The 21,628-nt window shown below is 67.9% G+C and carries 21 protein-coding genes and 1 pseudogene; 11 read left to right on the forward strand and 11 right to left on the reverse strand.

What is annotated here, in order from left to right; translation table 11 throughout:
- Positions 1–36: 36 nt before the first annotated feature.
- Positions 37–1,245, forward strand: coding sequence for a GDSL-type esterase/lipase family protein (locus tag VV02_RS24200; protein WP_052595840.1), 1,209 nt, complete (start codon positions 37–39; stop codon positions 1,243–1,245).
- 15 nt (positions 1,246–1,260) lie between these two features.
- On the opposite strand, the gene VV02_RS24205 is transcribed toward VV02_RS24200, so the two are convergent.
- Entirely contained in the window at positions 1,261–2,010 is a 750-nt protein-coding gene (locus VV02_RS24205) for an FHA domain-containing protein (protein ID WP_052595841.1), read from the reverse strand.
- Positions 2,011–2,201: 191 nt separating this feature from the next.
- A complete protein-coding gene (locus tag VV02_RS24210; protein WP_052595843.1) occupies positions 2,202–4,028 on the reverse strand; it encodes a serine/threonine-protein kinase in 1,827 nt (608 codons plus the stop codon).
- A gap of 181 nt (positions 4,029–4,209) precedes the next feature.
- On the opposite strand from VV02_RS24210, the gene VV02_RS24215 reads away from it, so the two are divergent.
- The 5 genes from VV02_RS24215 to VV02_RS24235 are packed head-to-tail and all read left to right on the forward strand — an operon-like array spanning position 4,210 to position 10,499.
- Positions 4,210–5,505 (forward strand): right-handed parallel beta-helix repeat-containing protein, encoded by a 1,296-nt coding sequence (locus tag VV02_RS24215; protein WP_052595845.1) that lies wholly within the window; start codon positions 4,210–4,212, stop codon positions 5,503–5,505.
- A 32-nt stretch (positions 5,506–5,537) separates the two neighbouring features.
- Complete coding sequence (locus VV02_RS24220; RefSeq protein ID WP_052595847.1) at positions 5,538–6,593, forward strand: hypothetical protein; 1,056 nt, start codon at positions 5,538–5,540, stop codon at positions 6,591–6,593.
- A 23-nt stretch (positions 6,594–6,616) separates the two neighbouring features.
- Entirely contained in the window at positions 6,617–7,573 is a 957-nt protein-coding gene (locus tag VV02_RS24225; RefSeq protein ID WP_083450403.1) for a glycoside hydrolase family 6 protein, read from the forward strand.
- Between the two features lie 50 nt (positions 7,574–7,623).
- Positions 7,624–8,880, forward strand: coding sequence for a DUF1906 domain-containing protein (locus VV02_RS24230; RefSeq protein WP_052595849.1), 1,257 nt, complete (start codon positions 7,624–7,626; stop codon positions 8,878–8,880).
- A 29-nt stretch (positions 8,881–8,909) separates the two neighbouring features.
- Positions 8,910–10,499: a sialidase family protein gene (locus tag VV02_RS24235; protein WP_052595851.1), complete on the forward strand. Its 1,590-nt coding sequence runs from the start codon at positions 8,910–8,912 to the stop codon at positions 10,497–10,499.
- A gap of 213 nt (positions 10,500–10,712) precedes the next feature.
- Here the strand turns inward: VV02_RS24235 and VV02_RS27380 are convergent.
- The 6 genes and pseudogenes from VV02_RS27380 to VV02_RS24265 all read right to left on the reverse strand — a co-directional run.
- Positions 10,713–10,820, reverse strand: a pseudogene (locus VV02_RS27380) (agmatine deiminase family protein); the annotation flags it as partial.
- A gap of 273 nt (positions 10,821–11,093) precedes the next feature.
- Positions 11,094–11,534 carry an SRPBCC family protein gene (locus tag VV02_RS24245; RefSeq protein WP_052595854.1) on the reverse strand — a complete coding sequence of 147 codons (441 nt, stop codon included), beginning with the start codon at positions 11,532–11,534 and terminating at the stop codon, positions 11,094–11,096.
- A gap of 62 nt (positions 11,535–11,596) precedes the next feature.
- Complete coding sequence (locus VV02_RS24250) at positions 11,597–11,935, reverse strand: ArsR/SmtB family transcription factor (protein WP_052595856.1); 339 nt, start codon at positions 11,933–11,935, stop codon at positions 11,597–11,599.
- Entirely contained in the window at positions 11,932–12,396 is a 465-nt protein-coding gene (locus VV02_RS24255) for an SRPBCC domain-containing protein (protein ID WP_052595858.1), read from the reverse strand. The genes VV02_RS24250 and VV02_RS24255 overlap by 4 nt, the downstream gene beginning before the upstream one ends.
- Positions 12,397–12,472: 76 nt before the next feature.
- Positions 12,473–13,141 (reverse strand): response regulator transcription factor, encoded by a 669-nt coding sequence (locus VV02_RS24260; RefSeq protein WP_052595860.1) that lies wholly within the window; start codon positions 13,139–13,141, stop codon positions 12,473–12,475.
- Positions 13,141–14,511 (reverse strand): sensor histidine kinase, encoded by a 1,371-nt coding sequence (locus VV02_RS24265; protein ID WP_157063545.1) that lies wholly within the window; start codon positions 14,509–14,511, stop codon positions 13,141–13,143. The genes VV02_RS24260 and VV02_RS24265 overlap by 1 nt, the downstream gene beginning before the upstream one ends.
- A 108-nt stretch (positions 14,512–14,619) precedes the next feature.
- Between VV02_RS24265 and VV02_RS24270 the strand changes: the two genes are divergently transcribed.
- A complete protein-coding gene (locus tag VV02_RS24270; RefSeq protein WP_218917466.1) occupies positions 14,620–15,399 on the forward strand; it encodes an ABC transporter ATP-binding protein in 780 nt (259 codons plus the stop codon).
- A gap of 12 nt (positions 15,400–15,411) precedes the next feature.
- A complete protein-coding gene (locus VV02_RS24275) occupies positions 15,412–17,334 on the forward strand; it encodes an ABC transporter permease (RefSeq protein ID WP_157063546.1) in 1,923 nt (640 codons plus the stop codon).
- A gap of 13 nt (positions 17,335–17,347) precedes the next feature.
- Here the strand turns inward: VV02_RS24275 and VV02_RS24280 are convergent, their stop codons facing one another.
- Positions 17,348–17,740, reverse strand: a complete 393-nt coding sequence (locus VV02_RS24280; RefSeq protein WP_052595866.1) for a DUF1801 domain-containing protein — start codon at positions 17,738–17,740, stop codon at positions 17,348–17,350.
- Positions 17,741–17,858: 118 nt separating this feature from the next.
- On the opposite strand from VV02_RS24280, the gene VV02_RS24285 reads away from it, so the two are divergent.
- On the forward strand, positions 17,859–18,638 hold the full coding sequence (locus tag VV02_RS24285) for an NPP1 family protein (protein ID WP_052595868.1): 780 nt from the start codon (positions 17,859–17,861) through the stop codon (positions 18,636–18,638).
- Between the two features lie 12 nt (positions 18,639–18,650).
- On the opposite strand, the gene VV02_RS24290 is transcribed toward VV02_RS24285, so the two are convergent.
- A complete protein-coding gene (locus VV02_RS24290) occupies positions 18,651–19,475 on the reverse strand; it encodes an alpha/beta fold hydrolase (protein WP_052595870.1) in 825 nt (274 codons plus the stop codon).
- A 194-nt stretch (positions 19,476–19,669) separates the two neighbouring features.
- Here VV02_RS24290 and VV02_RS24295 point away from each other — a divergent pair, with 194 nt between their 5' ends.
- The gene (locus tag VV02_RS24295; RefSeq protein WP_281177346.1) at positions 19,670–20,089 is read left to right on the forward strand and encodes a GOLPH3/VPS74 family protein; all 420 of its coding nucleotides are present in this window, start codon (positions 19,670–19,672) and stop codon (positions 20,087–20,089) included.
- Positions 20,090–20,176: 87 nt separating this feature from the next.
- Positions 20,177–20,851, forward strand: coding sequence for a GOLPH3/VPS74 family protein (locus VV02_RS24300; protein WP_157063547.1), 675 nt, complete (start codon positions 20,177–20,179; stop codon positions 20,849–20,851).
- 15 nt (positions 20,852–20,866) lie between these two features.
- On the opposite strand, the gene VV02_RS24305 is transcribed toward VV02_RS24300, so the two are convergent.
- Positions 20,867–21,628 (reverse strand): FAD-binding oxidoreductase, encoded by a 762-nt coding sequence (locus VV02_RS24305; protein WP_052595876.1) that lies wholly within the window; start codon positions 21,626–21,628, stop codon positions 20,867–20,869.

Consider the following 21,628-nt stretch of genomic DNA (forward strand, 5'->3'; position numbering starts at 1 on the left):
ATCGCCGCAAGCTGTGGATCGGCTCTCGGCCTCCTTGTGATCGCGGGCAGCCCAGCCCGGGCCACCACCCTGGCTGTCGACACCGACTACGCCCGTGCGACCTGGATCGGCGCATACGGCGCGTCTCCTGGCTTCTCCAACCCGCTGGGGGTTCACCTGAGCACGATGCGCAACATCGTGGTCCCACACAGCAGCGGACCCGCAGCCCGCGTACGACTGACAAACCGATTCGGGAAGTCACCTCTGACGATCAACGCGACCTACCTGGGTCAGAGCAGCGCCGGGGGCGCGCGCCTGATCAGCGGGTCCAACCACCAGGTGACGTTCAACGGTGGTGGGACGACGGTCACCATCCCCGCGGGCACCGACGTGGTCAGCGACCCAGTTCGGTTGCCAGTCAAGGCATTTCAGCCACTCGCGGTCAGTCTCTTTGCCCTGACCACGCCGGCCACCACCGAGCACTTCGACGCCCACCAGGTGTCCTGGATGAGCGTCGGCGACTGGTCCTCGAACGAGAACGGGCTGCCGTTCCTCGTGCCCAACGTGTTGCAGCCGTTTGTGAGCGGCGTCGATGTTGCCAGCACTCGCCAGGGCCGAACCATCGTGACGCTCGGCGACTCCATCACTGATGGATTCCACTCCCTACCAATGGAACTCACGACTCTCGGTGCCAATCAGCGCTACCCCGACTTCCTCGCGCGCCGGCTCCTCGCTGCGGGACACGACGACGTCGGCGTAGTCAACGCCGGCATCAGTGGCAACCAGGTGACCCGAGACGCGAGCAGTCTCGGGCAGAACGTGCTCGGCTACGGCCCCTCGGCGCGGCACCGTTTCGATCGAGATGTGCTCGACGTCCCTGGAGTGAGCGACGTGATCATCATGGAGGGCACCAACGACCTGGGAACCGACCCCGCCCAGCCGGCCACGGCGATCATTGCCGGCCTCACAGATCTGGTCCGACGCGGACACGCAGCCGGCGTCCGCGTCCATCTCGGCACCATCCCGCCTCGTGGAGACGTCGCTCCGGACCGCATCGAGATCCTCAACGCGGTGAACGACTGGATTCGGCGCCAGCACATCGCGGACTCGGTCATCGACTTCCATCGCGCCCTCGCTGCTCCGGGACAGCCGGACACCCTTGACCCGGCGTACGACAGCGGCGACAAGCTGCACCCGAACCCGGCCGGATACGCGGCTATGGCTGCCGCCATTCCGTTGTCCACCGTCATCGGCCAAGACCGCTGACAGAGCACTCACCCGTCATTCACATGGTGGCGCGTCGTCCGGATTCTCCAGCAGGTCCAGGTCCGAAGGGACGAGCGTCGACGATGAGGTCAGCTCGCGCAGGAGGTTGACCGCCAACGTCAGACCGACCGGTTCGCCCACCTCGTCGCGACGCAGACCGAACACTCCGTTGCTGGACAGCCGGGTCCTGACGTCCGCGACCACGTGCTCGACCTTCTTCACCGTCCAGCGCCCGTCCGGGTCCAGATCGAGCAGCTCGGCGGCAGCCTGCTGACGTGAGAGAGGTTGCGGGTGCGGCTCATTCACGAGATAGCGGCGCCCGAGCACGGCGAGGGCGAGGCGTTCGTCCCGGGACAGGCGCCAGCGTCGAGGTTCCTCGGTCTCGGCTGCCGGCCACGCTGACGGTCGGTTGCCCCTTGGCCCGGAGATGTAGAGCTCGATGACGTGCTCTCGCCCGCGCGAGCTGCGCAAGGACAGCGGTGTGTAGCCAACGTCCAGCGGGACGGGCGGAGAGTCGCTGTAGAGCAGCACCGCGTTGGGCAGCTGGACCGGTGATCGGCCCGTGCAGTCCAACCACCACTGGCCGGCCCGGCACGTGATGGTGCCGTGCACCCGGCTGACCTGCAGGTCATCGGCGCCGATGCAGAGGTCGACCTCGAGCCGGTTGCGCCCGAACCGGACGACCAACCCTTCCTGCGGAGCGATCGTCACGCCGTCCGCGACGAAAAGGGTGCCCGGGACAGATCCGTCGGGGTGGGGTTCCATCCCAATCCTCCTGCTACGTCGAGCAGTACGTTGCGACGCTATCCGAGTTGACCCTGCCCGGTGTGTCTCACGTGTCGCGAGGCTCAGCCTGAGGAGTGACCGCTCGACAGCTTCCTCAGGTGCGTCACTCCCCCAGGACCTGAGGAGAGGCCACTCGACCGCCTCCTCAGATCACGCTCGGCTCGTCCGGCTCAACCCGCTGGCAGGTGGCGTACGACGGTGCGCGCCAAGGTGGTCGCCGTCGGGCACAGACTCTGGCCGGCGTTGGTGCCTCCGGCCTCGAGGCTCACGGTGACGGTCTCCTCGCGCTGGCGCGGTGTGCCTCGTTGAGTCGGCGGGTCTGGTGTGTAGCGGCGGTGGACGACCGTCACATCACACTCATCGACGTGGCCGTCGTTCTTGGAGGTGGACACGTATCCGGCGTGCCCGTCGAGGTTGACCCGGGTGCCGTCCGGTGGGTCGTCCTCCAGCGGCCACTCCCGCCCGAAGGTCACCGTGATCTGCTTGTCGCCGTGCTCCCAGTAACAGGTCCAGCGGCCATAGTCCGGCTCGGCCGTGGCAGCCGCGCCCAGGCCCGCCTTGACGTCTGGCCCGCTCAGGGTGGCGCAGGCGTCCACATCGCCAGTTGACCCTGCTGCGAACGGTTTTCGGCGTGGGATGGGGCCTTGCTCGAGCCGCCCGTACGTCGCCAGCGCGACCGCTTCGGCCGCTCCGCACAGTGGCGCCGGCTTCTCCTGCACGTTGCGGGCGAAGATCACCACGCGGTAGAGGTTGGGCAGCGTGATGGTCCGCTGACAGCGGTTCTCCTCCGGCGGGTCGGCCTGCACCTGACTGATGCGGCCCCGCACGGGCGGCTGGGCCGGATACTCGTCGGGAGACTGGAGCTCCAGCGCCACGTCCACTGCACCGCTCTTGTCTGTCGGCGTGACGACGACGTCGCAGTGGTTGAAGTTGCCGTAGTCGGGCTCCATGGCGACGGAGCCAAACCTGGACAGCGAGGCCGGGTCGAGCAGCGCGCACGGGTCCGCCGTCCGCGGATCGCCCAGGGAGCCGGGAGGTTCGGCCTTCGCCGCCGGCGAGCGCGAGAGCACGCCGGTCATCAGCACGGCGGCGACGAGACCGGCCACGGCCACTGCAGCGACTATCGGCACGGACCACCGCCACCGTCGCCACCAGGCGGGTCGTGGGCCGCCGCCGGCCCGACCACCATCTCCGGTCGTGACCTGGTCGTCGATCTCACCAGGCTGGTCGCCGCTGATCAGCTGTCGAGCGCGTACGGCCGCGGGTCGCTGCTCGGGCTCCTCACGCATGAAGGCGCCCAGCGCCTCGGCGAGTTCCCCTGCAGGAGCTAGGGGTTCGAGGTCGTACGACGCCGCCCGCCGCGTCTGCGCGAACGGCCCACGCTCGCCATCACCCCAGGGCGAATCCCCGGTGCTGGCGGCGTACAACGTGGCGCCGAGCGAGAAGACGTCAGCGGCGGAACCGGCTTCCTCTCCCTTGGCGACCTCTGGCGCCAGATATCCAGGCGTACCAGCGTGATACGCGCCGCCCGTGACGGTCGCCTCGGTCCATCGGGCGATACCCAGGTCCGACAGCATCGCGGTGCCGTCCTCGGCGATCAGCACGTTGCTCGGCTTGATGTCCCGATGCACGATGCCGTTCGCGTGCATCGCCGCCAGTACGTCGGTCAGGTCGGCGCCCACCCTGCGGACCTGTGCAGGCGTCAGCGGTCCGTCAGTACCGAGGACCTCGTCCAGGCTGCGGGAGGGCACGTACTCCATCACCAGCCAGCAGTCGTCTCCGTCGACCACGACGTCGTGGACGGTGACGACCTTGGGATGCGTGAGCCGTGCACCGACCCGAGCCTCGCGGCGGATCTGCTCGGCATCTGCGGTGTGCGACCGCTTGAGCGCGACTGTGCGGCGAAGCTCCTCGTCCGTGGCGCGCCAGACCACGCCCATGCCGCCAGAGCCCAACCGCTGCTCGAGTCGGTAGCGCTGCGCGATCAGCCGACCCATCACGATCGCCAGTCTGCCAGTTCGGACGCGGCCGTTTGGAGAACGATTTCTCAAGAGATTCTCCGTAAGTGGTCACGCTTCGTCTGAGCCCGAAACCACCGGGGACCCCTCCCCGCACGCATCACTAGACAAGTGGTTGACCGATCCGTCACAGCCCACTTCACGACTGCCTAGGAGAACCATGCGCTCATCGACAGTCAAGACCGGCCTCGGCATCACGACAGCACTCGCGGCAAGCCTGGCGTTCCTGCCCGGGCCCGCCCCCGCTCAGGCGCTCTTCCACGAAGGCGCCCCAGGCCTCTTCCACGAGGGCCAGCGCACCGCAGGGGTCGCCACGGTGAAGGACATCCCGCCGCCGGCATCCGGAAAGACGATCACCGTCGGACCAGGTAAGGACTTCGACAACATCCAGGACGCGGCCGACGCGGCGCAGCCCGGCGACAACGTCGCGATCACGCCAGGCACGTACGACGGCGGCCTCACCATCAACAACGACGGTGACGACGGCAAGTTCATCACCTTCTACGGCGACGGCGGCCAGGCCGTGATCACCGGCGAGGGCGGCGGTGACGACGGACTGCTGCAGATCGGTGAGCACTCCTGGCAGCGCTTCATCAATGTGACGTCCAAGGACTCGTCCGGCTTCGCGGTCAGGGCCAACGGCGGACACGACCTGTCCTTCTCCGGCTTCGAGGTCGACGGCTCGCAGGACGGCGGCCTGGTCCTGTACGGCGTCTCGAACATCCTGGTCGACGGCTGCGACATCCACGGCACCAACGCCGAGGGCACCTCCGCTGACGGTGAGGCCATGAGCCTCGGTGAGGGGTCGAGCAACATCGACGTCTCGCACTGCAAGGTGCACGACAACGGCGAGGAAGGCATCGACGTCAAGTACGACGATGACGCGAAGGCCAAGATCCACGACAACGTGGTCTCGAACAACCGCGGGCCGAACATCTACGTCGACTCCTCGAGCAACGTCGAGGTCTACAACAACGTCACGACCGGGACGAAGGAGGAGTCCAAGGCCGGCATCGCCCTCGCGGTCGAGCACTGGTCGGACAGCCGCACGCTCAACAACGTCAAGATCTACAACAACGTGAGCTACGGCAACGCGCAGGCCGGCATCTCGTTCTGGAAGGAGACCGACGGCACGATGTCGAACGTCCAGATCGTCAACAACACGTTCTACGACAACGGCGCCGGCTCGATCTCCTTCGACGCGGACGTCGAGGGCGACAACCTGTTGCGCAACAACATCTTTGGCGAGGGTGACGTCTCCAACGACGGGTTCACCAGCGACCACAACGTGGCCGGCGACCCCGGCTTCGTCGATCCTGCTGGCGGTGACTTCCACCTGAAGGCCGACTCCGAGGCCGTGAACGCCGGATCCGCAGACAGCGCACCGGCATTCGATCTCGAGAACCACCCGCGGCCAGCCGGGAGCGCTGTCGACATCGGCGCGTACGAGCAGTGAAACCGCACGCTCAAAGAGGGGAAGGAACCGTCATGACACGTACGACCGCGAAGCGCCTTCGGGCCGCCGCCGCCATCACCGCGCTGGGCCTGGCAGCTGGGGTCGGCAGCAATGCCGGCGCCGCCGCGTCCGACGACCCTTGGGACCCAAGGCAACCCGGACCGACCGAGCTGTTCACCGGCACTGATGGCTCGCCCAACTACTTCCGGTCCGCCATCCCGGCCGATCCCAAGGTGGACCCGAAGTCCGACGCCATCATCGGCAGCATGGGAGACGACACCCCGCGCCTCAACGGCCCGGAGTGGCAGATGACCATCTACGAGACCAGCAACAGCGACCCCGAGTACAACCCGGAGTTCAGCGCGGACTGGGGTTGCTCCGTCGGCGGCAGCATGCACATCCCCGACTATGCGACTCGCGAGACTCCCGGGGTCGACGAGGAAGGGGACGCGTGGATCGTCGTCCACAACAAGGACGACGGGACGATCAAGTCGATCTGGGGCGCCAGCAAGGACGGTGGTCAGTGGAACGGCAGCTGTGGTGGCACCTGGCCGGCCGCGAGCGGAGGCGGTGCGGAGTCCAAGACCGAAGGCGTCGGCACCGGCGCCGAGGTCCAGGCGGGCACCGGCTTCATCCTCTACAGCGAGATCCAGTCGGGCTCGATCGACCACGCGCTCTACTTCACCTCTCAGACGAGCTGCTCGGACGACGTTCGCGCACCGGCCGGCAAGTCGGACGGTGACAGCTCGGACGACTCGTGCGCGCCGATGGGTGCTCGTCTGCAGCTCGACCCGTCGGTCGACTGCAACGGCCTCGACGGAGCGTCCGCCGGCGAGAAGATGGTCTGCGTCGCGATGCAGAAGTACGGCGGCTACGTCCTGGACAGCGGCGGCCCTGGTCCGATCAGCGGTATCGGTGTCGCCGGCGACGACCTCACCGACCCTGACCGGCAGCCGTGGGAGAAGCCCGGTGACGGCATGCGTGACGGCGGCATCCTCAACAAGGTCGGTCTCGACGGATCTCAAGAGGCGCTGAGCCACATCCCGTGGGACAAGATGCGTGTCCTGTCCAGCTGGGACGGCAAGTGATGACACCACCGAAAGGACACCTGATGACCACGCGACCAGCCGTTGCCCTCCTCGGCCTGCTGGCCCTCACTACCCTGTCCCCGGCAGTGGCTCCCGCCCACGCCGACGGGCCGGCGAACCCGCTCCAGGCCACCGACGGCTTCTACGCCGACCCGGACTCCAACTCGGCGCAGTGGGTCAAGGACAACCCCGACGCCGAGCGAGCTCCGACGATCAAGAAGGAGATCGCGGACAAGCCGGGCGCCCTGTGGCTCGGCGACTGGACGGCCGACCCGAAGGCTGCGGTCGAGGCGTACACGAAGGCCGCCCAGGCCGAGAACAAGATGCCGGTGCTGGTGACGTACAACATCCCGGGCCGCGACTGCAAAGGTGAGTCCGACGGCGGGGCGGACTCACCCGAGGAGTACCGCACCTGGATCAGCCAGTTCGCTGAAGGGCTCGGCGACCGGCCGGCGGTGGTGATCCTCGAGCCCGACGCTCTCGCGCAGTACGACTGCCTGCCGGACCAGGGTCCGACGCGCCTCGAGCTGCTGCACTTCGCGTCCGATCAGATGGCCGGACACCCGAACACGTGGGCGTACATGGATGCCGGGCACTCGTCATGGATCGACTCCGGAGAGATGGCGAATCGCCTGAAGCAGGTTGGCGTGGAGGGGATCCGCGGCTTCGCGCTCAACACGTCCAACTACCAGACGACCGAGGACTCCGTGGCGTACGGCAAAGCGGTCAACGACGCAATCGGCGGCACCAGCCACTACGTCGTCGACACCAGCCGCAACGGCACCGGCCCCAAGGGTGACGAGTGGTGCAATCCGGAAGGTCGAAAAATCGGTGTGCCCGCACAGACCAGCGACGACGCGGACATGCTTCTCTGGGTGAAGAACGTCGGTGACTCGGACGGCGACTGCGGGCTCGGAGAGGGCACCAAGGCTGGTGACTTCACACCCGAGCTCGCTATGCATCTGATCACCGGCGAGTAGCTCTCGCTCGCCCCCACGCCAGCGTGGTCCCCACAGCCAAGGAGAAGTGAATGCGCCCCTCCCGACGATCACTGACCGTGTTGATGGCGACCGCGCTGGCGACTTCCGTCGCGGCTCCCGTCGCGGCGGCTAGGGCCGACGAGCAGACGAAAACCGTTTCGTACCACGGGTATCAGATCCAGATCCCGGACGACTGGAAGGTCGTCGACCTCGCGCGGGACCCGCGGGCGTGCGTCAGGTACGACCGGCCCGCGGTCTATCTCGGCACGGCCGGCAAGCAGACCGACTGCCCCGCCGGCCTGATGGGGCGAACCGCGGGCATCCACCTCGAGCCCATCACTGCCGCAACGGGATCCAGCGTGTCTGCCGGCGTCACCCGCACTCCCGCGGGTGACGCCGCGCCGGCGCGGCCGAGCAGCAAGCACGGACAGATCCAGTACGTCGTCGAGGCTGCCGGCCTGCTGGTCACGGCTGCACACACCAGTGCCACCGAGCAGTCGGTCCGAGACGTGCTCGGCGACGCCCGGCTGACGGCGAGCGCTCGGCGTACGCCCTTCGTTGCCAAGTCCGCGTCGCCGGCGGCACAGGCGGTCGGCCCGCAGCCGGGGACGTACACGGGCGAAGGGTTCGATGCCTGCCAGGCCCCGGCGCAAGGCGCGATGGACGACTGGAAGGCGAGCTCGCCGTACTCCGCTGTCGGCATCTACATCAGCGGTGACACGCGTGCCTGCGAGCAGCCCAACCTGACCGCGGACTGGGTCACCGCCCAGACCGCGGCCGGCTGGCACCTGATCCCGATCGAGGTCGGCAAGCAGGCCTCCTGCTCGCGGTTCAGCAACAGGATGTCCAGCGATCCGGTCGTCGCTCGTACCGAAGGGTCGGACGCGGCGAGGGGTTCGGTGCAGGCGGCGCAGAGCCTCGGGATCCCCACAGGGAGCGTGCTCTACAACGACATCGAGCAGTACCCGTCCGACCCCCAGTGCAAGGACGCCTTCCTGTCCTACCTGTCCGGCTGGACCGACACATTGCACGAGGCGAGCTACCTCTCGGGCGTCTACTCGAGCGCGTCGTCAGGGATCGCTGACGCGGCTTCGGAGACGACCAATCCGAGCTACACCGTGGTCGACCAGATCTGGTTCGCGTGGTGGAACGAGGCACACGACACCGCCGGTGGCAGATACGTCGGCGACGACCAGTGGGCCCTCCACCAGCGGATCCATCAGTACCAGGGTGGCCACGACGAGACGTACGGCAGCACGACGATCAACATCGACGGCAACTACCTGGATGTCGCCGCTCCGCAGTGACTCGGACCGCCTGACTGGACGGAGCGCCCATGACCCGCCTGCGCCGCGTTGTGCCCCTACTGACGGTCACGCTCGCCATGCTGCTCGCGCTGATCGCGAGCCCGGCGGACGCGCAGGCGCCTGTCCCCCAGGCGGACAACGTGGTGGCCGACCCTGGGCTGGAGGCGCAGCCCGGGGGTGCGCTCGTCGCGCCGTGGTCCTGCGTCGGCACCTGCGGGGCGGACCTCGGGGACTCACCCCATGGTGGTCAGAAGAACGCGTTCACCCAGAGCGCCTCCGGCTGGAACGCGATCTACCAAACGGTCTCGGTGACGCCCGACACGACGTACGAGCTCACCGGCTGGATCCGTACGTCCGACAACCTCACCGAGGGCTACTTCGGTGCGCGGGTGCCCGGCGGCGGCGCGGTCCGCAACGAGAACCGGCTGCACGCCATCGGCCCGTGGACCCAGGTCACCGTGGTCGTCAGCAGCGGCCGCTCCGACAAGCTCGATGTGTACGCCGGCGCGTGGGCCAACGGGGACACCTGGCTCAAGCTCGACGACGTCTCCCTGGTCGTCATCGGCTCCAACCAGGTCGGGTCCGGCACCGCGATGTACCCACGCGCCGTACGGCTGGAGCACTCTGGTGACGCCAACGGACAGATCCTGGCGACGGCGTACGCGAATGACAACGGCAACTACGGCGCGATCTTCCGCAGCACCGACGAAGGCCGAACCTTCAACAAGGTCAGCGAAGTTCGCGATCCACTCGCGTCCGGCGGTCAGTGCTGCCAGTCGATCTACGAGCTCCCGACGGCCGTCGGTGATCTGCCGGCGGGAGCGCTGCTGTTCTCCGCCACGTACAACCAGCAGGTGCGCCCGCTGGCGATCAACCTGTGGGCGAGCACCGATCACGGACTGACCTGGACCAAACGGTCCCAGGTCGTCGCCGGGCCGGGCGCGAACAATAAGGGCCTGTGGGAGCCCGAGATGCGTGTCAACGCCGAGGGCCAGCTGACCATCTACTACTCCGACGAGACCCAGTCCGCCCACAGCCAGGCCATCATGGAGGTCTTCTCGCCCGACGGCGGCAAGACCTGGTCGCAACCGTATCCCGTTGTCTCGCTTGGCGATTGGGACGACCGCCCCGGTATGCCTGTCGTCCGCGAGCTCAAGAACGGCCAGCGCATCATGACGTACGAGATCTGCGGGCCCAACCATGGATGTGACGTGTTCTACCGAACGTCCGCGGACGGCGCAGACTGGGGCGACCCCGGTCAGGCCGGGACCCGCATCGTCGCGACCGACGGCACCCGCTTCCAGCACGCGCCGACCGTGACCGTCGTCGATGACGGATCGGCGACAGGCAAGCTCGTGCTCGCGGGTCAGCTCCTTGTCAACAGCGGTGGCGGCATCGACGGCGGCAACGGAATCACGTTGCTCACCAACACTTCTGGCGGCAGCGGCGCCTGGACCAGGATCTGGGCGCCGGTCGAGGTGCCCGAGGCGTACGACAACCCGTGCCCCAACTACAGCTCCGCGCTCGTCCCGACGGCCGACCAGGCGCACGTGCTCGAGATCTCGACGATGTGGGCGGGCCCGACGTGCATTGCCCGCTCCGCCACAGGACGAGTCTGACGACTTCCGTCTAGCCGGGCGCGAGGTTGCTGTCGCAGTGTGACTCGCCAACTCTCAGGTGGCTCCCTTCGAGGGGAGCCATCCACGAGGTAGCGAGTCACTTTGCGCGAGCGAATGGCGCAGCGGCGGGGAGAGCTGAGCGGGGCACGTACGACGGGTGGCGCGGGGCCGCGATCGGGGCAACGCCAGGACGTCGCGGACGACCACATCGACTCAGGCAGGCTCCTGCTGAGTGGCGCAATGGATCCCGCCGCCCCCAGCGGCAATGCCGTCGATCGGCACCTCTACGACGTCGCGGTCGGGGAACAGTTCCTCCAGCGTGCCTTTGGCCTCGTGGGCGCCACCTCACTCGAGGGGTCCGTACCCGAGTCCGCTGGATCACTACACGAGGTGATCGCTGCGCCGACCAGGACGAGCCCGCCCAGCCCGAGGACCGAGCGCCGTGACCGGAGTTGCTGAGGCGACCGCGGCCGGTCGACCGAAGTGGGAGGGCTGGTGATGATGAGGTCCTTTCGAGTGACTCCGTGCACGTCCGAATGCCCTTGCCCGATGAGGGGCAAGGGCAGCGCCGACACGATAGGCGGGTTCCTTCGGCTAGAAGCGGGCGTCGGGCTTGATGTCGACCGGCCCGGGTGCACCTGTCCCGGTCTCGACGAGCGACCTCAGGCTGATCAGGAACATCGCCCAGTGGGTGCTGCAGTGGTACATGAAGTCCACCGGCTCCTTCCAGCCCTCGTGCTTGAACATGACGACGGTGTAGTCGTCCTCGTGCCGAAGGTCCCAGTGGACGTGCGTGCCGACCCACTCCTCGGGTCCGTCCACGACCTCCCACAGGACCTTCTCGCCAGGCTCGGACTCGATCACCTTCATGTCGAATCCGCCTTGTTCGAAACGGAATTGGACGACTCCGCCAACGGCAGGGTCACCGCTGGTGTCGCGGGTCCACCAACCCGACAGACCCTCGATGGTGGTCAGTGCGTCGTACACCGCCTTCGGCTCGGACTTGATGGCGATCTTGTGCAGGATGTCGACCATTGCTCTTGCTCCTTGTTGTCTGACGCTGTGTCTCGAAGCAGCCGTCGGCGACGGCCGCGGTCTCACGTGTTCTTGCTGCGCTGAATGGCTTCGGCGATCCGCTTGATCCGCCGCAGCCGGGCGTCCCAGGTCGCCCCGACCGAGGCGAGCTGAGCGGCCGCTCGTGCGAGCTGTGCATCGTTCACCCGGTATCGCACCTCCCGTCCGACGGGCGTCACGTCGACCAGACCAACGCGGTCCAGGACGCCCAGATGTTTGGCGACGGCCTGACGTGTCACGGGCAGCTGCTCGCTGAGCGTGGTCGCGGTGCCGTCACCGTCCGCAAGGAGCAGATCGAGCATCCGTCGCCGGGTCGGGTCTCCGATGGCCGACCACAGGTCGTCGCTGACCGCGGTGGTCATGACGACTCCACGAGCCGTGTGACGTAGGTGCCCAGTCGCGGGATGAAGAAGTCCCAGCCTTCGACGTGCGCGGCGTACTGCTCCTCGAGAACCGCCACCTCCCAACCCATTTCGCGGAATCCGGTCTCCTTCATCCGGACCACCGTGCCGTTGCCGGCCGGGACGAGATCGAACGTCACCAGCAGTGAGTTGGTCTCCGTCGCGACCTCACCTGCGGCATGGGTCCAGCGGAACGAGAACCGGCGAGGCGGGTCGGCCTCGACGACGGTGATCTGCTCGACGTTCGCGTCCTCCGACCCGCGTTCGCCGAAAATGATCTCGCCGGTCGCGCCCGGAGTCGGGTCCAAGTCAGCGTCGTCGGGCCACCACTCGCGCAGGTGCTCGGGGCTGCTGACCACCTCGTACGCCACCTCGGGTGTCGCCTCGACGTGAATCTCGCGCTCGATGCTTCCGTACTCCATGCCGCGCCTCCTAGTGCAACTTCTGGTTGCATGTGACAGTACGCGCCTCTCGCCGATCGCGCAACCATAAGTTGCACTACGAGGGAGAGTGAGGCTGCCTCAGGTACGCCAGGACCGCCAGCACGCGCCGGTTGTGGTCGTCGTTGGGCGGCAGGTCGAGCTTGGTGAGGATGTTGCCGACGTGCTTGCTGACGGCGGCCTCCGAGACGAACAGCCGGCCCGCGATCGCGGCATTCGAGTGACCCTCGGCCAGCTGGCCCAGCACCTCCAGCTCCCGCTCGGTCAGGCGGCCGAGGGGGTCCCGCCGACGCAACAGCTGTCGTACGACCTCGGGGTCCACGACCGTACCGCCGCGGGCGACCGTACGCAGGGACTCGGCGAACTCGGCGACGTCGACCACGCGGTCCTTGAGCAGGTAACCGACCGCGCGGCCACCGCACGAGTCCAGCAGCTCGTCGGCATAGCTGCGCTCGACGTACTGGCTGAGCGCCACCACGGGAAGGCCGTCGATCCGTTGTCGCAGTGACACCGCCGCCTGCAGGCCCTCGTCGCTGAAACCAGGGGGCATCCGGATGTCCGTCACGACCAGGTCCGGTCGGTGCTCCTCCACCGCGGCGATGAGCGCCTGCGCGTCACCGACCGCGGCCACCACCTCGAAGCCGAGCCGCTCGAGCAGCCCGACGAGCCCTTCGCGCAGCAGCGTTCCGTCCTCGGCCAGCGCCACCCTCGTCACGGCTTCGCTCATCACGTCTCCTCCAGTCGACTCGGGATCCGCACCCGGATCAGCGTCGGGCCGCCCACCGGGCTCGAGACCCGCAGGGTGCCGTCCAGCACCGCGAGCCGGTCGGCCATGCCGGTCAGACCCGTGCCGTTGCGCGGGTCTGCACCGCCCTGCCCGTCATCGCTCACATCGACCCAGAGCGCGTGGCCGTCGTGCGTCACGTCGATGCGCGCGCCCCGGGCGTCGCTGTGCCGCGCCACGTTGGTCAGCGCCTCCGCGACGACGAAGTAGGCCGTCGACTCGACGTGCTGGGGTACGCGCGTCGTGAGTCCGTACGACAGCGCGACTGGCAGCGGCGCCTGTGCGGCCAGCTGATCCAGCGCGGCCTCAAGGCCGATGTCGGAGAGAACCTTCGGGTGGACACCGCGGATGAACTGGCGCAGATCAGTCATCAGCTCCTTGGCCTGATCGTGTGCAGCGGACACGGTCTGAGTCGCCGAATGCTCGGTGCCCAAAGCACTTTCGACCTCCATCTTGCTGAGCCCGAGCTGCATCGTCAGGGTCACGAGTCGCTGCTGGGCCCCGTCGTGCAGGTCGCGCTCGATGCGCTGCCGCTCGGCGTCGAAGCTGTCGACCAGCCGTGCGCGAGACCGACTCACCTCGACCAGACGCGACTCCAGCTCGGCCGCTCCACCCAGGGAGAGGATGAACCTGAGCACGGCGACCTGCACCACCGAAGCCACGCTCCAGGCGTACATCGCACCAATGAGAAGCATGAGACCGACCAGCGCGGCCGCGACGGACGGCCAGGCCGAGTCCACCTGCCAGCCGCCGACGGCGATCGGTCCGGCGTCGGCCGCGACGATCACCGGAGCGGCCAGGAGCACACCGCCGATCAGGCCGAGGGCCATGACAAGCAGCAGTGCTGTGCTCATCAACGGGAACATCACGACGACGTACGCCGCCTGCCGCCAGCGGGCAGGCGAGGCGTATCTGTCGCGCAGCCAGGCGACCGGCTCGCGAGGCGCGGGGGCGGTCTCGGGCATCCGACGCGCATCGATCAGCTGCGCCCGCGCGCGATCCGCGATGACCACCAGCTCCGCGACCAGCGGTAGGAACACCACGGTGAGCACCGCACTCAGCAGCACGAGCACGGTGGCTGCGATCCAGCTCATCTGCCCGTCGACCAGCTCCGAGACGGCCACCAGCGCAGGCAGGCCCATCAGCATGAGCGGCCCGGCAAGCACGACGAGCGTGATGCCCGTGCTGACGACGAACAGGAGAGCTCGCCATGGCCAGCGAGTCAGTGCGAACCGGCGCAGTCCCAGCGCCGAAGCCACCGACGACCGCGTACGCCGGTCGAGGTCCACGGAATGGGTCGACGGGAGGCGCACACCACCACGCTAGAGCGCCGGGCGGCACCGGTCAGTAGTGCTAGGTCTACCTCGAAGACGGTGTCTGGCCGTAGTGATCCACGGCCGTCGACGGACTGCACTGGAGGCATGAGCAATTCGCGTCAGCTGCATCCGACCTCCGACCGACCGTTGTTGATGGACAGCGCGCCGAGCCTGCGCCTGCGCGACGTCAGTCGCACCTACGGTCGCGGCGACCACGAGGTGCGTGCACTCGACCATGTGACCCTCGACTGCGAGGCGCACACCTGGACGGCAGTGATGGGACCCTCGGGCTCGGGGAAGTCCACGCTCCTGCACTGCGCCGCCGGGCTCGAGCAGGTCACGTCGGGTGACGTCTGGCTCGGCCATCACCAGGTGTCCGCAGCTTCCGAGCAGCAGCTCACCCAGCTGAGGCGGCGGCACATCGGGTTCGTCTTCCAGTCGTTCAACCTGATGAGTGCATTGACCGCGGAGCAGAACGTCGCCCTCCCCCTGCGCCTTGCGGGCCAGCGCGTGCCGCACCAGCGTGTCCGCGAGGTGCTCGCGAGTGTCGGCCTCGGCCAGCGCGGGCGACACCGTCCGCGCGAGCTGTCAGGCGGTCAGCAGCAGCGCGTGGCGATTGCCCGTGCGATCGTGACGCGGCCGGACATCCTCTTCGCCGACGAGCCGACCGGTGCCCTCGACACCGGCTCCGCGCGCACCGTGCTCGCGATGCTCCGCGGCCTGGTCGACGCCCAGGGCCAGTCGGTCGTGATGGTCACGCACGACCCGACGGCTGCGGCGTACGCCGACCGTGTCGTCTTCCTGGCGGACGGCCGCGTGGCCGACTGGATGGTCCGACCGAGCGCGGCCGCCATCGCTGCCCGCCTCACCGAGCTGGAGGGCTGAGCCGTGCTGCGCATGTCACTCCAGACGTTCAGAGATCGCTGGACACTGTTCGTCGGTGCCCTCCTGAGCATCGCCCTGGGCGTCGCGCTCGTGCAGGCCGGTGCGGTGGTGATCGATGGGGCAGGTTCTCCACCAGCTGGCGCGACACCAGCCGAATCTGCTGAGTTGGCAAGGTCTTTCGACGATGTGAACGCCATCATGGGCATGTCTTTGTTCCTCGGTCTGTTCCTCTCGGTCTTCATCATCAGCTCGACGTTCTCGTTCACCGTGACCGAGCGACGGCGTGAGCTCGCGCTGCTGCGGCTGAGCGGTGCGTCCCGCGCCAACCTGATGACTCTGCTGGTCGGTGAGGGCCTCGTCCTCGGTGTTCTCGGCAGCGGTCTCGGCGCGCTGCTCGGCACCGTCGTCGTACGTGGCCAGCTGTGGCTCCTGGGCAACCTGGACCTGCCCGCTGATCGGCTCGACGTGTCGTTCTCGCCGTGGCTGCTCGTCGTGGACCTCGGCGTCGGAGTGGGTGTCGCGGTGGCCGGTGTCGCCCTCGCGGCCCGGCGGGCCTCCCGCGTCCGGCCGCTCGAGGCGCTGCGCGATGTCGGCCAGGCGGCCCGGGTCATGACGCTGGGACGGTGGCTGTGGGGGTTGGGCATGGCCGTGCCTGCAGTTGCCGCTGCCATCGGATCGCAGACCAGCAGCGACATGCTGACCTCGGTCCTGCTCGGATTCGCGGTGATCTTCACCGGCTCGATCGCCCTGCAGCAGCTGAGCCCGTTGATCGTGCCGGGCGTCGGCGCCGTGGTCGGGCTGGCGCTGCGGCCAAGCGTGGTCGGTGACCTCGCCCGCTCTGGCCTGCGCGATGGCGTACGACGGACAGCCACCACCGCGGGCCCTCTGATCGTGCTCGTCGGTCTCGTCGTCGGGCTCATGGGCATCCTCACCTCGCAGACCGCGGCCGCCACGGTCGAGCGGGAGCAGACCACCAAGGGCGAGATCGTGGTCGAGTCCACAGGCGCCTCCGTGTCTCGGATTCGTTCGACGCCAGGCGTCGCGGTGGCGGCTGCGACCAGCACGCTGCCGGCCCGGATCCTGCTCCCTCGTACAGGCCGCGCGGCGCAGCCCATGAAGTGGGCGGAGGTCGTTGCAGTGGACCCTGCGGGCTATCGGGCGACCACAGACCTGGCGCCGAAAACCGGTCGCCTGTCTGACTTTTCGGACCATGCCGCCGTCCTTGGACCGGGCGCGGCCGTGTCCATCAGCCCGAAGCAGTCCGCTGTCGTCATGCAGGTCGGCAGTGTGACCAGACGGCTGCCGGTCGTCGCGCATCTACCGGAGACCGTCGGACCCGGTCCCGACGTGATCGTGCCGCGCGCTGTCGTCCCGTCGGCCGTCCTGGCCAAGGCGCCGACGCAGACCGTCGTGCGTGTGGCGGCCGGGACGTCGGTGGCCACTGTCCGTGACCGGCTGCGCGCATCGCACGTCGGCATGGTGCGAGACCTGCACTCCTGGTCAGCAGAGCAGTCGCGGCAGCAGGGCGACGAAAACGTCTCTGTCATGGGCGCGCTCGCCGGTCTGGGTGGCGTGTACGCCCTCATCAGCGTCATCAACGCGGTCGCCGTGGGCGTCTCGCAGCGCAAGCGTGAGCTGGCCGTCGCACGGGTCACCGGGTTCAGCCGGGCACAGGTCGTGCTCGCCGCTGTCGTGGAGTCGCTCGTGGTGACCGCGATCGGACTGCTGCTGGGCGGAGTCGTCGCGGCGACCTGCCTGATGGGCGTACGACGAGGCAATGAGTCTGCGCTAGGGGTGCCGGTGCTCGACGTGCCCTGGATGCTCGTGATCGGGCTGGGCGTCGGCAGCGTGCTCGTCGTCGCGGCGACGAGCGCAGTGGCCGGCTGGTCGAGCACCCGCCCCCGCCCTGTCAGTCTGGTCGCCGGCCGCGAGTGAGGTCCCGCAGGCGTCAGGCGTTCTTGAGCTTGCGCCAGCCGCCGGCGCGGTTGTTGGCGATGATCTGCCGGAACATCGCGACCAGAGCGTCCCGGTTCACCTGCTCGCCCGGCTGGATCGCGACCGTGCGTGCGGTCTTGTTGTCATGACCAGCGGTGATGATGCCGTCGGGATCGGGAACGATCGCACCGTCGTACAGGAAGACATCGACGTGCTTCTTCGTCGCGAGGAGCGCACAGATGTTGCCGTCGAGCACGAAGTACGGCCGCACCGTGCGCTTGATGGTCTCCTGCACACACGGGTCCGCGGCGTGCACCAGCTCACGCACCTCGCGACAGATCACCTGCTGCCAGTCGAGCAGTCCGTCGATGTAGTCGTCGACCCGCGGATCGATGTGATGCCCCATGGTTCGCACCGTAGCTCGGCGCCGCGCGCTCATTTGTAAAGAGCCCGTGCAATATGGCTCCGCGTGCGGTCGATCCGTCACAGTCGTGAGCGATGCCTCCCCTTGAGAAGGAGCGACCATGATCGACACGTCTCGCGCGCGCCGGCTGTCATTCGGCGTAGCGATTGCGACCGCAACGCTGCTGGTGACCACGACGGCGGTGGCTCACGCCGACCCCATACCGGGACTTCCGCAGAACGCCAACGGTGAGGAGCAGTCGTTCTCGCCGGCGTTCGACTACGACGGGGACGGTTGCTACGCCGTGCCAGCGATCACCGCCGACGGTGGCCTCAACCCAGGCCTGAACCCGACCGGCGCAGTCAATGGCAACTGCCACGACCAGTCCGATCTCGACAACTCCCAGACCTATTCACGCTCGGAGTGCAACAACGGTTGGTGTGCTGTCGTGTACGCGAGCTACTTCGAGAAGGACCAGGCCGTGGCCGGCAGCGGGCTGGGCGGTCACCGGCACGACTTCGAGCACGTGATCTCGTGGATCGACCAGTCGACCAACCAGGTCGAGTACGTCACCACGACCCAGCACTCGAGCCAGGTCACCTACCCGCGTTCAGAGGTCCTGTTCGCCGGCTCGCACCCGAAGGTCGTCTATCACAAGGACGGCATCCGCACGCACTTCTTCCGGCTCGCCAACGGCAACGACGAGCCGCCCGAGAACCACTACCACGACTGGCGTTATCCGCCGCTCGTCGGCTGGGACGGCTGGCCCAGCTCCGGTCTGCGGGACACGTTGATGAACGCTGACTTCGGCTCGGCCACGATCAAGATCACCGACAAGGACGACCGGTTCCGCAACCTGCTCACCGCCTCGAAGCCGAGCGGAATCCCGTTTCAGCCCTGACGCGTGAGGTGACTACGAAGCGTCGGCAACCGGACGCAGGCGCGTCCTTGAGGCGGCCTCGACCTGCTCTCGGACGACCCGCTCGACCTGATCGGGGTCGTCGATCATCGGCACGTGGCCGCAGTCGACGAGCGTCACGTGCGCGGCGCTCGGGAGCCGTTCGGCAGCGCGCGTCGCCTGTCGCGGGATCAGCAGCCGGTCGGTGTCACCCCAGGCCACCGTGACCGGGGTGGGCGGCTCCTCGCCATGCCACTTCAGACGTACCGCTCTGAAGAACGTCGGCCAGAACGCCTTGGAGCGACGCAGGTTGTAGGAGTCGCCGAGCGCCGCCTCGGGCGTGAGCCGCTCGGGGTGGCTGTAGAGCGCGCGCATGCTGATCTTGCGCAGCGTGCCGTTGTCAGCGAACAGCTTGAGGACCGGACCGGGAGCGTACGTCGACGCCTTCATCACGGCGAGTTGCACACCGGCAACTCCATACAGCTCCGGCCAGCTCCAGAAGCCCGCCGGTGACAGCGCCGTGGCGGACGCGACCACGTCGCGTCGTGCGAGCTCCAGGGCGTAGTAGCCGCCGAGCGAGTTGCCGACCACGTGCGGCCGGTCGATGCCCAGCTCGGTGAAGAGCTCCACGATCTGGTCGACGACGCTGGTCATGGCGTACGAGCCGGGCTTGGTCGGCCGCGGCGACTCACCGAAACCGGGCAGGTCGATGGCGATGACGTCGTACGACGTCGCCAGCCGCTCCGGGATGTCGCCCCACGCCTGGCGTCGGTGCCCGATGCCGTGGATCAGCACCACGGGAGCGCCAGATCCCTGGCGGCTGTACTGAATCGTGCTCATGATCGCGCCCTTCGTCGTTCGACCTGACTTACTGGAGAGTAACCACACTTGTGGCCCAGGTCACGGCTTGGCAGCGTGCCCGTCCTCGGACTGAGACAGCTCCGGCGCGCGACGAATCCGCTCCTGTCTCGGACCGACCTATCGTGAGGCCATGCTCATCGCGGAGGAGTTCTTGCTGCAGGTGACCACTCCTGATCCTCCAGCGCGAGGGCGACAGGCCGAAGGACGTGCTCGACCGCGTCGCCAAGGGTTTGCGAAACCGGACTTACCGAGAACTCGCGGTCCAAGGGTTCGTCAGGGAGGAGCCGTACAAGTTCTTCGGGCTCATTCCCAAGGCCGACTGGCCCGTGCTCAACCCGGCAGAGCAGCAGGCGACTCGGGACGTGCTGGCCCGCGTCCTGATCGGGTCGACTCCGCCGGACGCCCGCACTGGTGCGCTGATCGCGCTCATCCATGCCGTTGAAGCCATGCCAGCGGTCTTCGCCGAGCGGGTCGGGCTGTCCAAAGGCGATATCAAGCGACGCGCGCGGGCCATTGCGGACGGCAGCTGGCCGGGCAGCTGGGCATGTGAGGCCACGAACAGGGCCGTCGCAGACCGCCAAACGGCATTCTGAATCGCCTCCCAGGCCGTCCTTGAGACTGAGAAGGTTCAGCCTTTCGACGGATCCGCGTCGGGCGAGCCGCGACCTATCGTGAAGAACATGCTCATCGCCGAAGAGTTCCTCCTGCTGGTGACATCGCCCGACGGCAAGCTCTGCGCGGCCGGCAACAAGGTCGACCTCGGCCTGGCCGGCGCGTTGCTCAGCGAGCTGGCGTTGGCCGAGAGGGTCACGATCAATGCCAAGGGTCGACTCGAGATCCTCAGCGCGACGCCCTTGCGCAACCCGCATCTCGACAGCGCGCTGGCCATCTTCGTCCAGCGTCAGGGCAAGAAGCCGAAGGACGTCCTCGGCAAGGTGGCCAAGGGACTGCGCGGCAGGATCTACGGGGGGCTGGCCGTCAACGGATACGTCCGCGAAGACCGGCGCAAGGTCCTGGGTCTGTTTCCCACGTCGGACTGGGTCGTGCTCAACCCCACCGCCCATCAAGCCAATCAGCGGACCCTGACAGGCGTACTGCTGGGCTCGACGCCGCCAGATGCACGGACCGGATCGCTGATCGCCCTGGTCCACGCCGTGGACGCGGTGCCCACGGTCTTCGGCGAGCAAGGCGGCCTCTCGAAGCGAGAGCTCAAGCAGCGGGCCAAGGCGATCGCTGAGGGCAACTGGGCGGGAGCCGCGGTCGGCAAGGCGATCTCGGACGCGCAGGCCGCGATCAACGCGGCCATCATGGCGTCCGTCGCAGCCGGCGCAGCGTCCAGCAGCGGCAGCAACTAGCGCCGGCCACACCAGCTACTGAGGCGAAGCCACCGGCCGACGCGTCGGGACCGTCACATCGGTGTGCACCGCATCGAGGCTCACACCGCCGCTCAGGAGCAGCTCGCGGACTTCGAGCACCATCTCGGGGGGCCCGCACAGCAACCAGTCGTCCGCGCTCGGGAGCATGTCCCGGCACCACTCACGGACGGCTGCCCGACCCGTGAGGGTCCCGCTCCACGCGCGTTCCCGGGTGAGCACATGCACCACTCGGAGTCGGTCGCCGTACTCGCGCTCCAACGCCCTCAGCTCATCCGCGAACATGATGGAGTCGCGAGTCCTGTTGCAACACAACAGTGTTGCTCGACTCATGGGTTCGGTCCGCAGCGCCGTGGACACGATGGACAGGATCGGGGTCACACCGCTGCCGCCTGCCACTGCGACGTAGTGGCGACTGTTCGCCGGGTGAAGCGCAGTGTGGAACGCTCCTGCCGGTGGGCTGACGTCGAGAACGTCGCCGACGCCGACCGAGTGCCCGAGCACGCGCGACACCCGGCCCCCTCCACCGAGCCGCACGCCGATCCGCAGCCGACCCGAACCCGCGAAGGTGCAGATCGAGAAGAAGCGGCAGTCCGTCGTCCCGGGGGCTCGCACGGCGACGTGCTGGCCCTGCACGAAGTCGAAGGTCGACGACAGTGACTCAGGCACGTCGAACCCGATCGCCACGGCGGACTCCGCCAACCTGGTGATCTCCTGGACCTTGAGCTCGTAGAACGCGCCCGCCACACCCCCGCGCAT

Source organism: Luteipulveratus mongoliensis (genome assembly GCF_001190945.1).
GTDB classification, from domain to species: Bacteria; Actinomycetota; Actinomycetes; order Actinomycetales; family Dermatophilaceae; genus Luteipulveratus; species Luteipulveratus mongoliensis.

What these genes read in the sequence shown, in the direction of transcription:
- VV02_RS24275 (WP_157063546.1), top strand. Translation starts at nt 15,412, where the DNA reads ATGTCACTCCAGACGTTCAGAGATCGCTGGACACTGTTCGTCGGTGCC.
- VV02_RS24220 (WP_052595847.1), top strand. Translation starts at nt 5,538, where the DNA reads ATGACACGTACGACCGCGAAGCGCCTTCGGGCCGCCGCCGCCATCACC.
- VV02_RS24305 (WP_052595876.1), bottom strand. Translation starts at nt 21,628, where the DNA reads ATGCGCGGGGGTGTGGCGGGCGCGTTCTACGAGCTCAAGGTCCAGGAG.
- VV02_RS24270 (WP_218917466.1), top strand. Translation starts at nt 14,620, where the DNA reads ATGAGCAATTCGCGTCAGCTGCATCCGACCTCCGACCGACCGTTGTTG.
- VV02_RS24235 (WP_052595851.1), top strand. Translation starts at nt 8,910, where the DNA reads ATGACCCGCCTGCGCCGCGTTGTGCCCCTACTGACGGTCACGCTCGCC.
- VV02_RS24205 (WP_052595841.1), bottom strand. Translation starts at nt 2,010, where the DNA reads ATGGAACCCCACCCCGACGGATCTGTCCCGGGCACCCTTTTCGTCGCG.
- VV02_RS24255 (WP_052595858.1), bottom strand. Translation starts at nt 12,396, where the DNA reads ATGGAGTACGGAAGCATCGAGCGCGAGATTCACGTCGAGGCGACACCC.
- VV02_RS24215 (WP_052595845.1), top strand. Translation starts at nt 4,210, where the DNA reads ATGCGCTCATCGACAGTCAAGACCGGCCTCGGCATCACGACAGCACTC.
- VV02_RS24290 (WP_052595870.1), bottom strand. Translation starts at nt 19,475, where the DNA reads ATGAGCACGATTCAGTACAGCCGCCAGGGATCTGGCGCTCCCGTGGTG.
- VV02_RS24280 (WP_052595866.1), bottom strand. Translation starts at nt 17,740, where the DNA reads ATGGGGCATCACATCGATCCGCGGGTCGACGACTACATCGACGGACTG.
- VV02_RS24300 (WP_157063547.1), top strand. Translation starts at nt 20,177, where the DNA reads ATGCTCATCGCCGAAGAGTTCCTCCTGCTGGTGACATCGCCCGACGGC.
- VV02_RS24210 (WP_052595843.1), bottom strand. Translation starts at nt 4,028, where the DNA reads ATGGGTCGGCTGATCGCGCAGCGCTACCGACTCGAGCAGCGGTTGGGC.
- VV02_RS24260 (WP_052595860.1), bottom strand. Translation starts at nt 13,141, where the DNA reads ATGAGCGAAGCCGTGACGAGGGTGGCGCTGGCCGAGGACGGAACGCTG.
- VV02_RS24285 (WP_052595868.1), top strand. Translation starts at nt 17,859, where the DNA reads ATGATCGACACGTCTCGCGCGCGCCGGCTGTCATTCGGCGTAGCGATT.
- VV02_RS24245 (WP_052595854.1), bottom strand. Translation starts at nt 11,534, where the DNA reads ATGGTCGACATCCTGCACAAGATCGCCATCAAGTCCGAGCCGAAGGCG.
- VV02_RS24225 (WP_083450403.1), top strand. Translation starts at nt 6,617, where the DNA reads ATGACCACGCGACCAGCCGTTGCCCTCCTCGGCCTGCTGGCCCTCACT.
- VV02_RS24230 (WP_052595849.1), top strand. Translation starts at nt 7,624, where the DNA reads ATGCGCCCCTCCCGACGATCACTGACCGTGTTGATGGCGACCGCGCTG.
- VV02_RS24250 (WP_052595856.1), bottom strand. Translation starts at nt 11,935, where the DNA reads ATGACCACCGCGGTCAGCGACGACCTGTGGTCGGCCATCGGAGACCCG.